The organism is Bacillus sp. FSL W8-0770 (assembly GCF_038008705.1).
GTDB classification, from domain to species: domain Bacteria; phylum Bacillota; class Bacilli; order Bacillales; family Bacillaceae_G; genus Bacillus_A; species Bacillus_A cereus.
This window is the reverse complement of the sequence record NZ_JBBOZR010000001.1, coordinates 4,204,518-4,223,264: the sequence shown is the minus strand read 5'-3', so window position 1 is coordinate 4,223,264 and position 18,747 is coordinate 4,204,518. Positions and strand designations below refer to the sequence as shown.

Below are 18,747 nucleotides of genomic sequence, written 5' to 3'. Positions count from 1 at the left end.
ACTAATTAAATTTTCAATTTATAATAAAAAGGGGAGTGGTTTTAGAAGAATTTTTTTATGGGGAGAAAATGAACATGTATAAAATATTAATTGTAGAAGATGATGAGAAAATCGCGGGAATATTAGAAGAGCATTTAGAAAGATATGGCTATCAATCATTTAGAGCAAGTGATTTACGTCAAATAAAAGATGAGTTTGTAAAAGTGAATCCTCATCTCGTGTTACTTGATATTAATTTACCGTACTTTGACGGTTTTTATTGGTGTCGTCAAATTCGTACTGTATCGAATGCACCAATTATTTTTGTTTCTGCAAGAACAGGAGAAATGGATCAAGTAATGGCGATTGAAAATGGCGGCGATGATTATATTACGAAGCCATTCCATTTAGATATCGTAATGGCAAAGGTGAAGAGTGCACTTCGCCGTGGTTACGGAGAGTATGCTTCTGCCGCTGAGAGTGATTGTTTAGGTGTAAATGGACTGTTGTTATTCCCGTCTCAGCATATTGTTGAGTGGCAAGGACAACAAACTGAACTGACAAAAAATGAGTTTTACTTATTAGAGTGTTTAATGAAACAGGTGAATCAATATGTAACGCGTGAAGAACTGTTAGAAGCTCTATGGGATGAAGTAGCATTTGTGGATGATAATACATTAACCGTAAATGTAAAGCGTGTAAGGAAGAAACTAGAGGAGTTAGGCATTAAAAATGCAATTGTAACGAAACGTGGATATGGTTATGCGCTTTTTACGGAGTGGGGCGAAGGGCATGAAGGTTAAAAATTACCTTATGGACCGCTTTTCTTTAATTCTTTCTTATATTGTTAGCCTTTGTTTATTTGGGCTCGTTTTACAGCTGCAAAGTCTTTTAGAAAAGAAATCCATTGATTGGAGTACGTGGTTATATGGACTTTTATTAGGAACAGTTGTGTTTACTGTATACCTCATTTACGATTACCGAAAACGGAGTGTGTTTTTAAAGAGGATCGAAAAGTATGTTACTGGTGGAAATACATTACATGACTCTTTACTTATTGATGAATCTTATACATCAGAGCAAGAAATGGTCGTTGAATCTTTTACGTTATTAAGACAGCAATATATGAATGAAGTTCATAAACAGCATGCGAAAGAGCAACAGCAAATGATATTTATGAACCAATGGATTCACCAAATGAAAACACCAGTATCTGTTATTGAATTATTGCTGCAAAAGTTTGGCAAAGAGCATCGTGAGGCAAGGGCAACAGTTGAAAGTATTCGTGAAGAAAATAACCGTATACTAAATGGTTTAGATTTAGCGTTACATATGGCAAGACTAGAGCAGTTTGCGAAAGATTATAAGGTAGAAGTAGTAAATGTTATAGATGTCGTGCGAGGGATTATTAATGAAAATCGGAAATCCTTTATTCAATCGTCTGTATTTCCGAAAGTGATGTTTGAAGAAGATACTTGTATGGTTGCATCTGATAGAAAATGGCTGAGTATTGCTATAGGTCAAATTGTTGTAAACGCAATCAAGTATACAAAAATTTCAGCGGCAGAGAAAAAAGAAATTCAATTTCAAATTGAAGAGAAAAATCAAAAGGTGTTATTACATATTAAGGACAATGGAATTGGTATTCCAGAGCAAGACGTAAAGCGCATATTTGATCCATTTTTTACGGGAATAAATGGACGTAAAACGAGAGAAGCGACTGGGATGGGCTTATATATTACGAAGGAAATTTGCGATAATTTACATCATGGAATGTATGTCCAATCGGCTGAAGGAGAAGGGACAACATTCACGTTCCAATTTGCAAAAGATGAAGAATATCATACATTGATGAGAAAAATGACAAAACTGTAAGATAACAAAACGTTTTGTAAGGGAAATCACTCGTTTCTTTTTCTTATTTTTCTTATAGTAAATGTAAGAAGAAAACACGTAGGGGGATTAGAAATGAGTGTTCTTGAAGTAAAAGGATTAACGAAGGTGTACCAATCAAAAGGTTCAGTAGCGACGACTGCTTTAAACGATATAAATTTTAAAATAGAAGAAGGCGAATTTGTAGGGATTATGGGTCCTTCAGGAAGTGGGAAAACGACGCTTTTAAATTTATTAGCAACAATTGATAAGCAAACTTCAGGTCATGTGCTTGTAAATGGTGAAGAAATTAATCAAATGCGTGCTGCAAAATTAGCGGAGTTTCGCCGTACACATTTAGGGTTCATCTTCCAAGATTTTAATTTACTTGATACGTTATCCATTAAAGAAAACATTATTTTACCACTTGTAATGGCGAAGAAATCTGTAAATGAAATTGATGCGAAAGTACTGGAAATTGCGAAGTTTTTAAACATCGAAGAAATTTTAAATAAAAAAGTATACGAAGTATCTGGGGGACAACAACAACGTGCAGCAGCAGCGAGAGCAATCATTCATGAACCGACGTTAATTTTAGCAGATGAGCCAACTGGAAACTTAGACTCGAAGTCAGCAAAATCGCTAATGGGCGCTCTGCAAGATTTACACGAGCAAAAGAAAGTAACGATTGCAATGGTTACGCACGATCCAGTAGCGGCTAGTTATTGTGAACGTATCCTTTTCATACGCGATGGAGAAATTTTCTCGGAAATACATAAAGGAAGAACGAAACAAGCCTTTTTCCAAGAAATTCTGGACGTACTTGCGATGCTAGGAGGAGAATATCATGAACTTTCGCCAGCTCGCGCTTAATAACGTAAAAGGAAATTGGCGTAACTATAAAGCGTTTCTTATAAGTAGTTGTTTATCAATTGTCGTATTTTTCATGTATGCTTCTTTTATTTATCATCCAGATGTCGTAAGCGGTAATATTAGTATGAGAAAGATGATCACAAAAGGATTAGAATCGATGAATTATATTGTGGTCATCTTTTCGGCACTCTTTATTTTATATGCAAATTCAACGTTTTTACGAGCAAGAAAAAAAGAGTTTGGTCTACTAACATTAATAGGCGGAACGAAATCGCAGCTCGGCCGAATGATTATATTAGAGCAACTGATGTTAGGTAGTATTGCAATTGTAGTTGGTATTGGGGTTGGGATGCTTTGTTCAAAATTATTTTTCCAAGCGTTAAGCGTATTATTAAAAATAGATAAGACACTTCCACTTGTTTGGAATAGTAAAGCAGTTCTTATTACAGCTGGTGTATACTTTATTCTATTTTTAATCCTATCATTGTTTAGTGTTTGGACAGTAGGACGCTTGCAAATTATTGATTTATTAAGAGAGGCAAGAAAGCAAAAAGTAGAGCCGTTTGCATTTACATGGTTATGTGTAGTTGGTATAGGATGTATTATTGTTGCATATGTACTTAGCTTCCAAGTAACGTTTCTGAATTTCCTCATCCTCTTTTTACCGGTGGTAGGACTGACAATTGGCGGAACGTATTTACTATTTACACAAGGTAGTACAGTCGTATTAAAGGTGTTACAAAAACGAAAAAAATCTTTTTATACATATCCAAATATGTTCGTCCTTAGCAACCTTATTTATAAAATGAAAGATAATGCTCGTTTTCTATTTGTAATTTCTATCATTACGGCGGTAGTATCTTCAGCGGTGGGTACACTGTACGTATATTTTGAAAATATGAGTGCGAAAACGGTAGAACTTACACCACATGCTATTTCATATGAGGAAAAGGGGTTAAATACGCATAACCTTATTAATGAAGAAAAGGTACAGGAGCTTGTGAAGAGACACGGGTTTGAAGATGCGCGAAAAGTAACATACGTTAAACTACCGGCAACACAGAAAATAACGTTGTTTAATAGTGAACATGAAGTACCGATGACGATTATTTCAGAAAAAGAATATAATGCAGAAGTGCGCAAACAAAAGAGAGAGCAACCTACAGAAGTTCATAATGCACCAGGTAGTGCAACGATGGTTATGGTTGATATGTCAAATGAACTGATGAAGATAGATCGTACGAAACCGTATGAATTTATAATTGACGGACAAAAGCAGTCTGTTCAATTAAATGCCCCAACGCAGTATTCTGTTTTTAATGATAGTGAATATCTCATTGTAAATGATCAAGATTTTGAGAAATATGCAACACTCGTACCAGATGAAGAAAAGACAAAATATTATGGTTATTATATTGAGGATTGGAAAAGTACAGAAGATCTTGTATTAGATTTGAAAAATGAAATTGCACCAGAAAAGCAAGGGGAATTGAGAAATTCAGTGTTTGCGTATAAGGATATAAGAGAAGGTGGAGCAATTACAATGTTCATCGGTTTCTTCGTAGCGGTACTGTTCTTCTTCTTCGCTTGTAGTATGACATACTTTAAATGGTTTAACGATAAAGAACAAGATCGTATTCAATTTAAATCGTTAAAGAGAATTGGTATGACAGATAAAGAAATTCGCAAAATTGCGATTCGACAAATGGGAGTTATCTTCTTTATCCCAATTTTAATCGGTTCCATTCATAGTGGATTTGCTCTTCATACGTTAGGGAAAATGCTTTATATTAATTTATGGAAATCAGGTGCGCTTGTAATTGGAGCATACATTTTAGCTTCTGCCATTTACTTTATGATCGCGCAAAGAGGATATTTAAAACACGTAAAAAGCTAGGGGAACCTCTAGCTTTTTGCCTATGTAGTAAGTTACAGGAGGACGATAGATGAACATTCGGCAACTAGCGCTGCAAAATATAAAAGGAAATTGGCGTAATTATAAAGTGTTTTTCTTAAGTAGTTGTTTTGCAATATTTGCTTCTTACGCATATATGTCTGTCATTGTGCATCCATATATGCAAGAGACGATGTGGTATCAAAACGTACGCTGGGGACTTATTATATGTAATGTTATAATCATTTCTTTTTTCGTCATATTTATTTTGTACTCTACTTCTATTTTCATAGAAGCACGTAAGAAAGAATTAGGGTTATATATGTTAATGGGAGCAACGAAGTCTAACGTAATAGGAGTGATTATGACCGAGCAAATTTTAATCGGGGTCTTCGCGAATATTTTCGGTATTGGGCTTGGTATGATATTTTTAAAACTCTTTTTTATGGTATTTAGTATGTTACTGGGGCTTCCGAAAGAACTCCCTGTCATATTTGACGTAAGGGCGATTGGTGTAACATTTATTACATATATGGTCGTTTTTATTTTGTTATCTTTTATAAGTGCTTTACGTATATGGAATATAAAAATCATTCGGTTATTGAAAGAATTTCGAACAGATAAAAAAGAGAAGAAAACATCAAAGTGGCTCTGTTTATTCGGTTTTGCTTGTTTAGTGGGCGGGTATGCATTGGCGCTACAAGTGACGATGGCTACGATAGCGATATACTTTTTCCCTGTGTCTATACTTGTCTTTTTTGGAACGTACTTTTCTTTTACACATGGAGCTACCCAAATGTTAGAAATAATAAAGCGAAATAAAAAGATTATGTATACATATCCGTATTTATTTATAGTGAATCAATTGTCACATCGAATGAAGGAAAATGGTCGCTTTTTCTTTCTGATGTCTATGGCAACGACGTTTGTAGTTACAGCAACAGGTACGGTGTTCTTATATTTTTCTAGCATGCAAGATATGTGGCGAACTGGAGGGGTACACTCGTTTTCGTACATAGAAAAAGGTATTTCTACTCATGAAGTCTTTGAGGAAGGTGCGGTTGAAAAATTACTGCATCAATATGGGTATGACGATTTTCAATATATGAGTTTTGTTGGAGTGTATGCATCCTTTCAGTCTAGTAAAGGAGAAACAACAATAGTACCGCTTATAAAAGAAAGTGAATATAACCAAGAAGCAAGGAAACAAAAACAGAAAACGTATCGTCCTAAAAAAGGTACAGTGACACTCGTTTATTATAATAAATACAATAATTCGAATGTATATAATCAAAAAGAGATTCAATTGCAAGTAATGAATCAACCATATCAATTCGTATTTAACGGTCAGAAAGAAGGGGTTCAATTTAACCATCACCCTTCGTACATTAATGGTCTGTTCTTTGTTATGAATGATGAAGATTTTGATAGTATAGCAAATCAGGTTCCTGATTCTGAAACAATGATATATAGAGGCTACACATTACCAAATATCGAAAAGACGAAGAAATTAAATGAAGATTTACGGAAACATATGAAACAAGATAATAATAATGCATTTCGAAGCAATATGGAGTTGTATGTAAATATGAAAGAAGGCGGTGATATTACTCTATTTGTAGGCTCATTTATTAGTATATTATTCTTTCTTACTTCATGTAGTATCGTTTATTTTAAATGGTTCCATAATATTGCATCGGACCGAAAGCAGTATGGTGCACTCTCTAAACTTGGAATGACGAAGGAAGAAGTATGGAAAATTTCTCGTTGGCAATTATGTATGCTATTTTTTGCGCCAATTATAGTAGGGAGTATGCATAGTGCAGTTGCGTTATATACGTTTCATAATACGCTTTTTATGGATGGATCATTAAGAAAAGTAGGTTTGTTCATTCTGTTTTATATTGCAGCATGTATCATTTATTTCTTCTTCGCTCAAAGAGAATATAAGAAACATTTAGACTAGCGAACGCTAGTCTTTTTTTTAATATTCGAAATTTACATAGAAGAATATTAAAAAGTATGGTATAACAGTAAGAAAACGAAAAAGAGGGGAAAAGACGATGATTCGAGTAGGTTATTTAGGACCAGAAGCAACATTTACAAATATGGCGGTGAGTCGTTTTTTTCCGGAAGCAGAGCATGTACCATATCGAACGATTCCAGATTGTATAGATGCAGCTGCAAATGAAAATGTAGACTTCGCAGTTGTACCGTTAGAAAATGCAATAGAAGGTTCAGTGAATATAACGGTTGATTACCTTGTACATGAGCAGCCGCTTTCCATTGTAGGAGAAATTACAGTACCAATTCAGCAGCATTTACTTGTACATCCGCAGTATGCAGAAGTGTGGGATGAAGTATATGCAGTGCATTCTCATCCGCATGCCATTGCACAGTGCCATAAATTTTTAAATGAAGAATTAAAAGGAGTAACTGTTCGAGATATGACATCTACAAGTGCTGCTGCGCAATATGTGAAAGAACATCCTGAAGAGAAAATTGCCGCTATTGCAAATGAAGCGGCTGCAGAAAAATACGGATTAACAATTGTGAGACGTAGTATTCATACGCATAAAAATAATCACACACGTTTCTTGGTACTCCATAAGAAAAAGAAAGCAGTACTCCCGAATAACGGAGAGAATCGCGGAGAGAAAACGACGCTTATGATAACGTTACCTGCAGATTATGCAGGTGCCCTATATCAAGTGTTATCAGCTTTCGCATGGAGAAAATTAAACTTATCAAAAATCGAATCGCGTCCGATGAAAACAGGTCTTGGAAATTACTTTTTCTTAATCGATGTTGATAAAGCATACGATGACGTATTATTGCCAGGCGTAACGATGGAACTTGAAGCACTCGGTTTTTCTGTTACTGTGCTGGGGAGTTATTCTTCTTATTGGTTGTAGAGGGGAGCTGTTGTTAAAGTTGTTTGAAATGAAAAGCTGTTTCTCGGTTTGAGGCAGAGTAAGCTATCGATTCTATTGAAGTAAGTGATTAATTAAGCTAGCAAAATAAAGAAGCCGTCCTAAAAGATATTTAGGACGGCTTCTGTTAGGAATAGATAACTCTTTTGTCGGGTTTTTAGTACGCATCATTACAACTATTATAATAATAGGATTCATCATTGTTCGAATTACTGCAGCAAATACAATTCGTTTGTTGTATTAATAGATTGAGTGTAGATGGAGCTACAGTATCTGAGAAAGTAATACTCTCAACATCTTCTACTAAAAATGTTTTAATATCTCCTGGTATTAAGGTAAATGTAAGTGGAGAGCGATGGTTTAATCTTGCGATTGTTAATCTAATCGTTGTTGCAAATGCAGGACTGAAACTAAATTTAATAAGTGTCTTATTATGATTTTTAGTGAAGTTTTCAAATACAGTTCGAGGAATTCCAGTTGTTATATCAAGATCTTGAGGGGTATTTCCCGTACCGAAAATAGTATAGTTCTGTATAAAACAGTTATTTGAATCTGAATTTGAAGAATTACATGGACGATCATTTTTCTTATAATATTTTTTTCCATTTTTTAAGAAGTAATCCGCCATAATTAATCACTCCCTTCACATATAAGAATTAAAGGTTGTCCATATATAATATGAAATATATTTTTATATGTTTGGACGTGAAGGAAGAGAAAATAAAAAGAGTCCATCTGGTATGATGGACTCAATACTGTTTTACCTGGTGTGATTCTTTATTTTAACTTCGCAAGACGATCTTCTAACTGACCACGCCAAATATCAGCTAGTTCTGGAACGGCAAGAATTTTTTCAATACCATCTTTATCTTTTCTATTATGAAAATAAATTTCGTTAGAGAACAAGACAGAAACATTGCTCGGTTGACGTTCTAGTAATGTAATTTTAGAATCTTTACGTACAGTACCTTCTTGAAGAACGCGGCATAGGTAGCCTGTAAATCCAGTTGCTACAATGCGTGGCAGTATGCCAGGGATGCCAAGACGTTTTGAAATTGTGCTACAAGGTACTCTTGCTTGTGTCACTTGAATGATTGTTTCACCTAGTTGATATGTATCTCCGATGCAAACATCACGCTCTAACATATTTGTTACGGTAATGTTTTCGCCAAATGTGGAAGCTGGAAGCGTAGTTTGAAATTCCTCTTCCCATAGTGCGTAATGCTCGTGTGGGTACACACAAACAGCACGATCAGGACCGCCGTGATGTTTTAAATCCGCTACGTCATCACCACGAAATCCGTCTTTTGAGAGAAAGGCCTCTTCTGTAGGGTCTTTACATATACCTGTTATCATTTCTTTATCTTCGCCATATTTCATTTGTTTCGGTTTGCCAATGCTAAAGTGAACGAGTTCAATTCCCATATTTGATCTCCTTTACGATTGATTACAATATTATAGCATTAAAAAAGCACAGAGAATGATAAAAACTCTGTGCCTTACATTAATAAACGAGAAATCCTGCTTTATCTAACGCCTCACAAGCAGCATCTAACTTTTCTTTAGAATCTGCCTCAATTGTATGTAAGTGAATACCATCTGTTAGTTGTGAAAGATAGGAAGCATTTGTGTTTTCGATTTTTTGTAAATATTGCTCTACATCAAAGCGATTGCTTACCATGATGGATGCTGTTAAGTCACCGTATACAGGATGCTCAACTTTTACATCTTTAATCGTAACGCCATGGTCAACAAGCATTGTAAGTTCTTGACGTACTTCTGCTGGTTTGTGCTGGCATACGATTACGCGTTCAAAAGCTTGTTGTTTCTCTTGTGGTTTTAAATATAAATAGCCTTGGGCAGTCGCAATAATTGGTTCGTTTCGTGCTTTAAGCAAGGAAATATCTTGCACGATAACTTGTCTACTTACGTTTGTCTTCTTCGATAGTTCATTCCCAGATAACGGCTCATTTGCAGCGAGAAGCCACTGAAGGATAAGCTGTCGTCTTTCTTCGCCTAAAATCTTTTTTTGGTCATTTTGTTTCATTATGATTTAACACCTCTATAAAATTGATTTCCAATTGTGTGTAGTGCATGAATAGTAGTATCAATTTGATCTTTCGTTGTTTGTTGTCCGAAAGAGAAGCGGACATATTGTTTGGCCTCTTCATACGTTTTTCCAATTGCAAGCATAGTTTTCGAAGGTTCTTGTTTACCGACTTGGCAAGCACTTCCGGTGGAAATAGCGATACCATGGCGATTACATTCTAGCATAGTATATTGACCTTCTATTCCTTTTATTGTAACCCCAACAATATGTGGTAAACAAGAAGTAGAATGACCTTCTACTTCAATTTCTAGCGGAAGTGTTTGTATTTGCCCTAAAAAGTAGGAGCGTAACTCTTTAAAACGTAAACTTTCTTCCCATTGAGTTTTTAATATATTTTCAGCAGCTGTTAAAAAAGATGCGATGCCGGGAACGTTCACTGTACCTGGGCGAAATCCTTTTTCGTGAGAAGTTCCCGGAAATACTTGCTCCCAGCGAGATTGCGGATTTATGTAGCAAGCGCCGACACCTTTTGGTCCGTATATTTTATGTGCTGAAACAGAAAGACTATCAATGCCCATCTCAAAAACATGGATAGGCAGTTTACCAAACGTTTGCACACAATCTGTATGAAATAAAACATTATATTTTTTTAAAAGTGCCCCGATTTCTGTAATGTTTTGAACGGTTCCGATTTCAGAGTTTCCATGCTGTATACTTGCTAGCACAGTATCTTCTGTAATAGCTGCCTCTAAATCTACTAAACAAAGGAGTCCGCTTTTATCAACAGGAATTTCAGTGATCGTATAGCCTTTTGATTTTAGAGATTGAAAATAACTTCGAATGGATGCATGTTCCATAGGTGTCGTAATAATATGCTTCTTAGTTCGGGCATTTAGAAGTGATTGAATCGCAAGATAGTTTGATTCCGATCCGCCACTTGTGAAAAATACTCCTTGTTCTTTTCCTCCAATCATTTCCGCAAATGTTTTTCGGCAAACTTGTAATAAAGAAGCAGCTGTTCCTCCAATATCATGTAAACTTTGTTCATTTCCGAAGTATTGCGACGCTGCTTTCATATATGTTTGTAACGCTTCCTCGCTCATAGGTGTAGTAGCTGCATAGTCAAGATATATCATCATGTAAGTTCCTCTCTCTAGTAAGAGTTACAGTTCTTTTACTTTTTAAATGGTAGTGAAAATAAGAATTATAAAAAAACTCTTGTCATTATTTTAAAACTATGTAAATATAGGTGTCAAGACAGTTGGAAAGTGTAAAGTAGGAGGCAACAATTATGCCAAGTGCAGATGTCTTAATTATTGGAAGTGGTGTTGCGGCACTTCGTGTTGCAAAAGAGATTTGTCACGAAAAGAATGTGATTATTATCACAAAGGAGACGAAACGTAATAATAATACACATTTAGCTCAAGGTGGAATTGCCGCAGCGGTAGCTACATATGACAATCCTAATGATCATTTTGAAGATACATTAGTAGCAGGGTGTCATTATAACAATGAAGAAGTGGTCCGTTATTTAGTCGAGGAGGGACCGAAAGAAATTAATAACCTTATTGAAAGAGGAATGAAATTTGATGGAGATGAAACAGGTCCTCATCTTGGAAAAGAAGGAGCGCATCGAAAACGTCGTATTTTACATGCAGGTGGCGATGCAACAGGAAAGAATTTATTAGAGCATCTTATTCAAGAAGTAGCTCCATACGTTACGGTAGTGGAACAGGAAATGGTGCTCGATTTTATTATAGAAAAAGATAAATGTGTTGGGGCTTTAACTCGCAACAATAAAGGAGAATTGAAACGTTACAATGCAGATTGTACGGTGTTAGCTTCAGGCGGTATTGGCGGTTTATACGCCTTTACTTCTAATGATGAGACGATTACAGGCGATGGACTTGCAATGGTGTACCGTGCAGGCGGAGAGCTTGTAGATTTAGAGTTTATACAATTTCATCCGACGATGTTATACGCGGGTGGGCGTTGTTCCGGCCTCGTGTCCGAAGCTGTTCGCGGAGAAGGAGCTGTCCTTATAAATGGAAAAGGGCAGCGTTTTATGATGGATATACATTCCGAACAGGATCTAGCACCTCGTGATGTAGTCGCACGGGCTATTCATGAACAGCTACTTGCGGGTGAAAAAGTGTACTTAAACATCGAAATGATTCAAAACTTTGAACAACGCTTTCCGACCGTGTCATCGATATGTAAAACAAATGGAGTCGATATAAATAAAAAACTTATTCCAGTCGTGCCTGGTACTCATTTTCACATGGGCGGCGTGAAAACGAACTGTGATGGAGAGACGTCTATTCCGAACTTATACGCAGTCGGTGAAGTAGCTTGTAACGGAGTTCATGGTGCAAATAGATTAGCGAGTAATTCATTATTAGAAGGTCTTGTGTTTGGAAAAAGAATCGGACGACACATTTTATCTAGAGAGACAAAAGAAAAGGTGAACATGCTAGCTGAAAAGGAAGAAAAGTTTATCGTTCTGAATCATTTACCGACAAAAGAAGAAATACAAAAATGCATGATGAAATATGTTGGGATTGTGCGAACAGAGCAAAGTTTATCTTATGCGAAGAGATGGTTTAGTAAGTATGGTGTTCGAAATATGATATTACAACATGATGTTCTTACGAATGAAGAGATAACGCTTATTAATATGTTAACGGTTTGTGAGCTTATAGTTGTGTCAGCCTTGCAAAGAGAAGAAAGTATTGGCGGGCATTACCGGAGTGATTATCCAGATAGAAATATAGGAAAGAAAGAGATTGTTCGAGTAAAGAGAAAACTACAACTTGTGTGATGAGGGGAAGAGGGGCTTTATGAACACGATAAAAGTTAAAGAAGCATTAAACCGATTTTTTTTAGAAGATATAGGAGAAAGAGATGTAACATCTCAGCTTATTTTTCCAGATAACTTGCTTTCGAAAGGAACGTTTCTTGCGAAGGATACAGGGGTCTTTGCAGGATGTTTAGTAATTGAATCAGGATTTAAATTAATTGATGAGAGAATTGAAATAGAGCTTCATAAAAAAGATGGGGATCTTGTAGAAAAAGGAGAAATTATTGCAACAGTGCAAGGTCCAATCGCATCGTTATTAACAGCAGAGCGCGTTATATTAAACGTTATTCAGCGTATGAGTGGAATAGCGACGATGACGCGTAAAGCGGTTCTTGCTTTAGATAGTAGTCATACTCGCATTTGTGATACGCGAAAAACGATGCCAGGACTACGTATGTTTGATAAGTATGCAGTCGTGTGCGGCGGTGGATTTAATCATCGCTTCGGTTTATATGATGGTGTCATGATTAAAGACAATCATATTGCTTTTGCTGGTTCTATTACAAAAGCTGTTACATCAGTAAAAGAAAAGTTAGGACATATGGTGAAGGTAGAAGTGGAAACAGAAACTGAGGAACAGGTGAGAGAGGCTGTCGCTGCTGGTGCGGATATTATTATGTTCGATAATCGTACGCCAGATGAAATCCGGGAGTTTTCAAAGATTGTACCAAGTGCCATCGTTACGGAAGCTTCAGGGGGCATCACAATTGAAGATTTATCGAAATACGGAAAAACAGGGGTAGATTATATTTCACTTGGAGCGTTAACACATTCAGTGAAAGCACTTGATATTAGTTTCAATATTGAAGAGTAAGGAAAGTGGCTTAGAGGGGGAGAAACGTATATGAGTATTTTAGAAAAAGTACAGCCGATTGAAACGATGTTACCAGAGCGTTATTACACAATGTCAACGGAAGATATGGAAAAGCGTGTTCGTGAAATTAAAGAGAAAATGGGGAAAATGTTATTCATTCCAGGGCATCATTATCAAAAAGATGAAGTGGTACAATTTTCAGATGCAGCAGGGGATTCACTTCAACTTGCGCAAGTTGCAGCGAGCAATAAAGACGCAAAATACATTGTGTTTTGCGGGGTACACTTTATGGCGGAAACAGCAGATATGTTAACTACAGATGATCAAGTTGTCATCTTACCAGATATGCGTGCAGGTTGTTCGATGGCGGATATGGCAGATATTGAACAAACAGAAAGAGCATGGACAGAGCTCACTAAATTATTTGGAGATACGATGATTCCGTTAACATATGTGAACTCTACAGCTGCAATTAAAGCGTTTTGTGGTCGTAACGGAGGAGCAACAGTAACTTCTTCTAATGCAAAGCAAATGGTATCTTGGGCGTTTACTCAAAAAGAACGTCTCGTCTTTTTACCAGACCAACATTTAGGGAGAAATACAGCGTACGATCTAGGTATCCCGTTAGATAAAATGGCAGTATGGGACCCGCACACAGATTCATTAGAGTACGATGGGGATATAGAAGAAATTCAAGTGATTTTATGGAAAGGACATTGTTCTGTTCATCAAAATTTTACAGTGAAGAATATTGAGAGTGTACGAAAAAATCATTCTAATATGAATATTATTGTACATCCAGAATGTTGCTATGAAGTTGTAGCTGCTTCAGATTATGCAGGCTCAACGAAATATATTATTGATATGATTGAATCAGCGCCATCTGGTAGCAAATGGGCGATTGGTACAGAAATGAATTTAGTGAATCGAATTATTCAGCAACATCCAGATAAAGAAATTGTTTCGCTTAATCCATTTATGTGTCCGTGCTTAACGATGAATCGAATAGATCTGCCTCACTTATTATGGACACTTGAAACGATAGAAAGAGGAGAAGAAATTAACGTTATTAGCGTAGACAAACAAGTAACGGCAGAAGCAGTTCTTGCATTAAATCGTATGTTAGAGCGTGTGTAAAGCAACGGTATTCCCGTTGCTTTTTTTCATACATATAATCATAACGAGAACGAAATGGGCATACATTGTTTTGAAGAAATCATTGTGGTTCTTTATGCTTATTCCACTTCGAATGATATTGAAAATCGAAGAAGTGATAAAAGTAAAAAGAAGTTAATGTTATTTAGAAAGAGTTACTTCATGAGATTTGTTACTTATAGATAAGTTATACAGGAGGGGGAAAATTTGAAAATTCATATCGTGCAAAAAGGGGATACCCTTTGGAAAATTGCGAAAAAGTACGGAGTGGATTTTGACACGTTGAAAAAAACAAATACACAACTTAGTAATCCAGATTTAATCATGCCAGGTATGAAAATTAAAGTGCCATCAAAGAGTGTTCACATGAAACAACAGGCTGGAGCAGGTTCAGCGCCTCCAAAGCAATACGTAAAAGAAGTGCAGCAAAAAGAATTTGCAGCAACACCAACTCCGCTTGGAATAGAAGATGAGGAAGAAGTTACGTATCAATCAGCACCAATTACACAGCAGCCAGCTATGCAACAAACACAAAAAGAAGTGCAAATAAAACCGCAGAAAGAGATGCAAGTAAAGCCACAAAAAGAAGTACAGGTGAAACCACAGAAGGAGATGCAGGTAAAGCCGCAAAAAGAGGTGCAAAAAGAACAGCCAATTCAAAAAGAAAAACCAGTTGAAAAACCGTCTGTTATTCAAAAACCACCTGTGATAGAAAAACAAAAACCGGCGGAAAAAGAAAACACGAAGTTTTCGGTAAATGTATTACCGCAGCCGCCACAACCACCAATAAAACCGAAAAAAGAATATAAAATTTCAGATGTAATAAAAAAAGGAAGCGAGTTAATTGCTCCTCAAATTAGTAAAATGAAACCTAACAATATCATTTCTCCGCAAACGAAAAAAAATAATATAATATCGCCGCAAGTGAAGAAAGAGAATGTAGGGAATATAGTGTCACCACAAGTGAAAAAAGAGAATGTAGGGAATATAGTGTCACCACAAGTGAAAAAAGAAAATGTAGGAAATATAGTGTCGCCGCAAGTGAAAAAAGAAAATGTAGGAAATGTAGTGTCGCCGCAAGTGAAGAAAGAGAATGTAGGGAATATAGTGTCACCACAAGTGAAAAAAGAAAATGTAGGAAATATAGTGTCACCACAAGTGAAGAAAGAAAACGTAGGGAATATAGTATCGCCAAATGTATCGAAAGAAAATGTAGTTATTCCACAAGTCATACCACCAAATATTCAAATGCCGAATATAATGCCAATTATGGATAACAATCAACCACCGAATATAATGCCAATTATGGATAACAATCAACCACCGAATATAATGCCAATTATGGATAACAATCAACCACCGAATATAATGCCAATTATGGATAACAATCAAATGCCGAATATGATGCCAATTATGGATAACAATCAAATGCCGAATATGATGCCAATTATGGATAACAATCAAATGCCGAATATGATGCCAATTATGGATAACAATCAAATGCCGAACATGATGCCAATTATGGATAACAATCAAATGCCGAATATAATGCCGATTATGGATAATAACCAAATGCCGAATATGATGCCAATCATGGATAACAATCAAATGCCGAATATAATGCCAATTATGGATAACAATCAAATGCCAAATATGATGCCGATTATGGATAACAATCAACCACCAAATATGATGCCCTATCAAATGCCGTATCAACAGCCCATGATGCCGCCGAATCCGTATTATCAACAACCAAATCCATATCAAATGCCATATCAGCAAGGAGCGCCGTTTGAACCGCAACATACGTCTATGCCAAACCAGAATATGATGCCAATGGATAATAACATGCCGCCGCTTGTGCAGGGTGAGGAAGATTGTGGATGCGGAGGAGAAAGTAGACTATATAGTCCACAACCAGGCGGTCCGCAATATGCGAATCCTTTATATTATCAACCAACTCAGTCTGCATATGCACCACAGCCAGGAACGATGTATTATCAACCAGATCCACCAAATGTATTTGGAGAGCCCGTTTCAGAAGAAGAGGACGAAGAAGAAGTTTAAAAAGGCGGGAGTATTCCCGCCTTTTTTGCATTCTTGTTGATTAAGAAAATGCAGTTTTTTTATGAAGTGCTAGAAAATTCCCAGTGAAATATTAACAGTGTAAAAACCTTCTCTGTTACTCATCATAAGAGGGAGCTTTTCAGTAGAGAAGCTCATTCTAACAGAGGGGGTTTTTGTATTGAATACGAAAGTAAAAGTGATTGCTGCTTCTTTGTTAGTTACTAGTGCATTAGCTGCATGTGGTACACCAAAAAACAATGCAATGGATGGACGTAACTACAATTACGAGCGTACATCTTATAATGATACACACCAGTATCGTGATAATGTGACGCGTAATGATCGTTATACAGATTATGTAACATATAGAAATGGTCGTAACGATACAGGATACAATTATTACCGTGATGTAAATTACAATGGACAAATTGCTAATCCGCATCCAACTCGTAATATTACAATGAACAATTCATACATTAACAATGATGGTAAAACAGCTGAAAGAATAACAAATCGTGTGAAACGTATGAATAACGTAGACCGTGTGTCTACAGTTGTATATGGAAACGATGTAGCGATTGCGGTAAAACCACGTAACACAGTGACAAATGAAACGGCGATGGCGAACGAAATTCGTCAAGCTGTTGCAAATGAAGTTGGAAACAGAAACGTATATGTTTCTGTAAGAAATGATATGTTTACTCGTGTCGATGCAATGAGTACGCGTCTACGTAACGGTACAGTTACAAACGATTTTAATCGTGATATAGGAAATATGTTCAGAGACATTCGTTACGGTTTAACTGGTACAGTGCGATAGCAAAACAAAAGAGGAAGGGGGAGCCCTTCCTCTTTATTCATCTTCGTCTTGTAAACGACGTTTTTTAATGAAATAACTAACGGAATAAGAACCTAAAAAGCATATGAAGAGAATACCACCTGTTAAAATAGCTTCAAATAGGGGGCTTTCTGGACTGAAAATGATATAAATAATAGCCATAACGATTCCTACAATAAGAGAGCGTAAAACAATTTTGTAATAAGGAGTTAATTTTATCTCCTTTTCACTTTCTTCTACATCAATTGAAACACTTAACTGTAAATAACTAAGGATCATACTCGTAAGAATAAATACTAGCCATAATGGAGATTTCGTAATTTGATCTATTCCTTCAGTGAATCCGATATAGCCTAAAATACCGATTATACCAAGTGATTGAAAAAGAAAAGCAATACGTACGTTTTTTAACGTTTGCAGAATGAGACGTTCATCCTTTATTTTTTTCACACTACCCATCTCCTGTTTATTATAATTTCGCTGTTACATTAATTGTAACATATATATTACATTTATCAATTTATAATTTACATATAATTTGTTTAGATGAAAGAGGAAATAAAATATTTTTATAAACATGTTGCACTTATACTTTATTAATGTTATATTAGCAAAGCGATGAGCTAATTTACGTAAGACGAGAGATATGCTTAAGTGCTAAACACGCGAATGTGGTCGCCTGGTCTCTCGCCGTAAACGCATCAAGACGCCTGCTTTGCAGGCGTCTTTCATTTTATATAAAAGTAAATGATACATGCAGATGAGGTGAATCCTTATCTGCATTTTTTATATTTTCGAAAGAAATGTAATATGGATAAAACCCCCATTTCCGGAAAAACTACTAATGAAAGTATGATCTTGCCTAAAAGAGGTGAACGGAAATGAAATGGATACTGATTGCGATGCAAGCTTTCGTTATGATGTTTTGTTTCGTTTATGAAACGAATGTGAAGGCGGAAGGGCCAGTACCAAAAGTAACGAAAAAAGAACCTGAGGTTACAATTTTATTAGAGCGTATGTATGTTGATGGCGAAGTAAGCGAAGAAATACTTACAGAAAAAGTGACGGATTTAGAAAAGTTTTTACAGCAGTATAAAGAATGGCAGCTCGTTGATCGTGATGATGTACAAATTGTATTGCAAAAGAAAGTTGATGATATTTCTCCGTTATTGAAAACGAGCGGGTATTTTGGTGTTTCAGAGGAAGGGATATTACAAATTTTCAAAGGTGTGCCAAAAAATGATAATGCGATCCATTCTTTCTTTCAAATTGATATGAAAAAGCTTGAGAGCTATGAACGTGCGAAATTGAAACGTGGCATTCGTATTAAATCAAAAGAAGGTTTTGTGAAGACGATTGAAAAAATGAAGCAATACGCAGTTCAAAGTAAGAAAAAAAGCAGCTCATGGTGA

General features: G+C 36.1%; 16 protein-coding genes and 1 pseudogene. 12 read left to right on the top strand and 5 right to left on the bottom strand.

All coding sequences use genetic code 11. The features are described from left to right. Nucleotides 1-74: 74 nt before the first annotated feature. The 6 genes from NST27_RS21735 (at nucleotide 75) to pheA (ending at nucleotide 7,533) form a co-directional block, all read left to right on the top strand. Entirely contained in the window at nucleotides 75-782 is a 708-nt protein-coding gene (locus NST27_RS21735; RefSeq protein WP_001986640.1) for a response regulator transcription factor, read from the top strand. Continuing rightward, nucleotides 772-1,854, top strand: a complete 1,083-nt coding sequence (locus tag NST27_RS21730; protein WP_000865401.1) for a HAMP domain-containing histidine kinase — start codon at nucleotides 772-774, stop codon at nucleotides 1,852-1,854. Before NST27_RS21735 ends, NST27_RS21730 begins: the two co-directional genes overlap by 11 nt. A gap of 93 nt (nucleotides 1,855-1,947) precedes the next feature. Beyond that, on the top strand, nucleotides 1,948-2,724 hold the full coding sequence (locus NST27_RS21725; RefSeq protein WP_000114529.1) for an ABC transporter ATP-binding protein: 777 nt from the start codon (nucleotides 1,948-1,950) through the stop codon (nucleotides 2,722-2,724). Next, entirely contained in the window at nucleotides 2,699-4,621 is a 1,923-nt protein-coding gene (locus tag NST27_RS21720) for an ABC transporter permease (protein ID WP_001011425.1), read from the top strand. The genes NST27_RS21725 and NST27_RS21720 overlap by 26 nt, the downstream gene beginning before the upstream one ends. 49 nt (nucleotides 4,622-4,670) lie before the next feature. Further along, nucleotides 4,671-6,584: an ABC transporter permease gene (locus tag NST27_RS21715; protein WP_001026365.1), complete on the top strand. Its 1,914-nt coding sequence runs from the start codon at nucleotides 4,671-4,673 to the stop codon at nucleotides 6,582-6,584. Nucleotides 6,585-6,681: 97 nt separating this feature from the next. Continuing rightward, on the top strand, nucleotides 6,682-7,533 hold the full coding sequence (gene pheA / locus NST27_RS21710) for a prephenate dehydratase (protein WP_000621701.1): 852 nt from the start codon (nucleotides 6,682-6,684) through the stop codon (nucleotides 7,531-7,533). A 175-nt stretch (nucleotides 7,534-7,708) separates the two neighbouring features. Here pheA and NST27_RS21705 read toward each other — a convergent pair whose 3' ends face one another. The 4 genes from NST27_RS21705 to NST27_RS21690 all read right to left on the bottom strand — a co-directional run bounded on the left by NST27_RS21705 (nucleotide 7,709) and on the right by NST27_RS21690 (nucleotide 10,740). After that, nucleotides 7,709-8,179 (bottom strand): hypothetical protein, encoded by a 471-nt coding sequence (locus NST27_RS21705; RefSeq protein WP_000796368.1) that lies wholly within the window; start codon nucleotides 8,177-8,179, stop codon nucleotides 7,709-7,711. Nucleotides 8,180-8,328: 149 nt separating this feature from the next. Then, nucleotides 8,329-8,976: an MOSC domain-containing protein gene (locus tag NST27_RS21700; RefSeq protein WP_000510668.1), complete on the bottom strand. Its 648-nt coding sequence runs from the start codon at nucleotides 8,974-8,976 to the stop codon at nucleotides 8,329-8,331. A 79-nt stretch (nucleotides 8,977-9,055) separates the two neighbouring features. Continuing rightward, entirely contained in the window at nucleotides 9,056-9,598 is a 543-nt protein-coding gene (locus tag NST27_RS21695) for a transcription repressor NadR (protein WP_000812240.1), read from the bottom strand. After that, the gene (locus NST27_RS21690; protein WP_000973759.1) at nucleotides 9,598-10,740 is read right to left on the bottom strand and encodes an IscS subfamily cysteine desulfurase; all 1,143 of its coding nucleotides are present in this window, start codon (nucleotides 10,738-10,740) and stop codon (nucleotides 9,598-9,600) included. The genes NST27_RS21695 and NST27_RS21690 overlap by 1 nt, the downstream gene beginning before the upstream one ends. A 152-nt stretch (nucleotides 10,741-10,892) precedes the next feature. Here NST27_RS21690 and nadB point away from each other — a divergent pair, with 152 nt between their 5' ends. The 5 genes and pseudogenes from nadB to NST27_RS21665 all read left to right on the top strand — a co-directional run bounded on the left by nadB (nucleotide 10,893) and on the right by NST27_RS21665 (nucleotide 17,317). Continuing rightward, complete coding sequence (gene nadB / locus NST27_RS21685; RefSeq protein ID WP_001138536.1) at nucleotides 10,893-12,422, top strand: L-aspartate oxidase; 1,530 nt, start codon at nucleotides 10,893-10,895, stop codon at nucleotides 12,420-12,422. Nucleotides 12,423-12,441: 19 nt separating this feature from the next. Continuing rightward, nucleotides 12,442-13,275: a carboxylating nicotinate-nucleotide diphosphorylase gene (gene nadC, locus NST27_RS21680; protein ID WP_001092207.1), complete on the top strand. Its 834-nt coding sequence runs from the start codon at nucleotides 12,442-12,444 to the stop codon at nucleotides 13,273-13,275. A gap of 30 nt (nucleotides 13,276-13,305) precedes the next feature. Then, nucleotides 13,306-14,412 carry a quinolinate synthase NadA gene (gene nadA, locus NST27_RS21675; RefSeq protein ID WP_000025306.1) on the top strand — a complete coding sequence of 369 codons (1,107 nt, stop codon included), beginning with the start codon at nucleotides 13,306-13,308 and terminating at the stop codon, nucleotides 14,410-14,412. Between the two features lie 225 nt (nucleotides 14,413-14,637). Continuing rightward, nucleotides 14,638-14,794, top strand: a pseudogene (safA, locus tag NST27_RS29640) (SafA/ExsA family spore coat assembly protein); the annotation flags it as partial. 1,881 nt (nucleotides 14,795-16,675) lie between these two features. Then, complete coding sequence (locus NST27_RS21665; protein WP_001093541.1) at nucleotides 16,676-17,317, top strand: YhcN/YlaJ family sporulation lipoprotein; 642 nt, start codon at nucleotides 16,676-16,678, stop codon at nucleotides 17,315-17,317. Between the two features lie 33 nt (nucleotides 17,318-17,350). Here the strand turns inward: NST27_RS21665 and NST27_RS21660 are convergent, their stop codons facing one another. After that, nucleotides 17,351-17,785: a hypothetical protein gene (locus NST27_RS21660; protein ID WP_000721244.1), complete on the bottom strand. Its 435-nt coding sequence runs from the start codon at nucleotides 17,783-17,785 to the stop codon at nucleotides 17,351-17,353. A gap of 431 nt (nucleotides 17,786-18,216) precedes the next feature. Here NST27_RS21660 and NST27_RS21655 point away from each other — a divergent pair, with 431 nt between their 5' ends. Then, the gene (locus NST27_RS21655) at nucleotides 18,217-18,747 is read left to right on the top strand and encodes a BofC C-terminal domain-containing protein (protein ID WP_000871178.1); all 531 of its coding nucleotides are present in this window, start codon (nucleotides 18,217-18,219) and stop codon (nucleotides 18,745-18,747) included.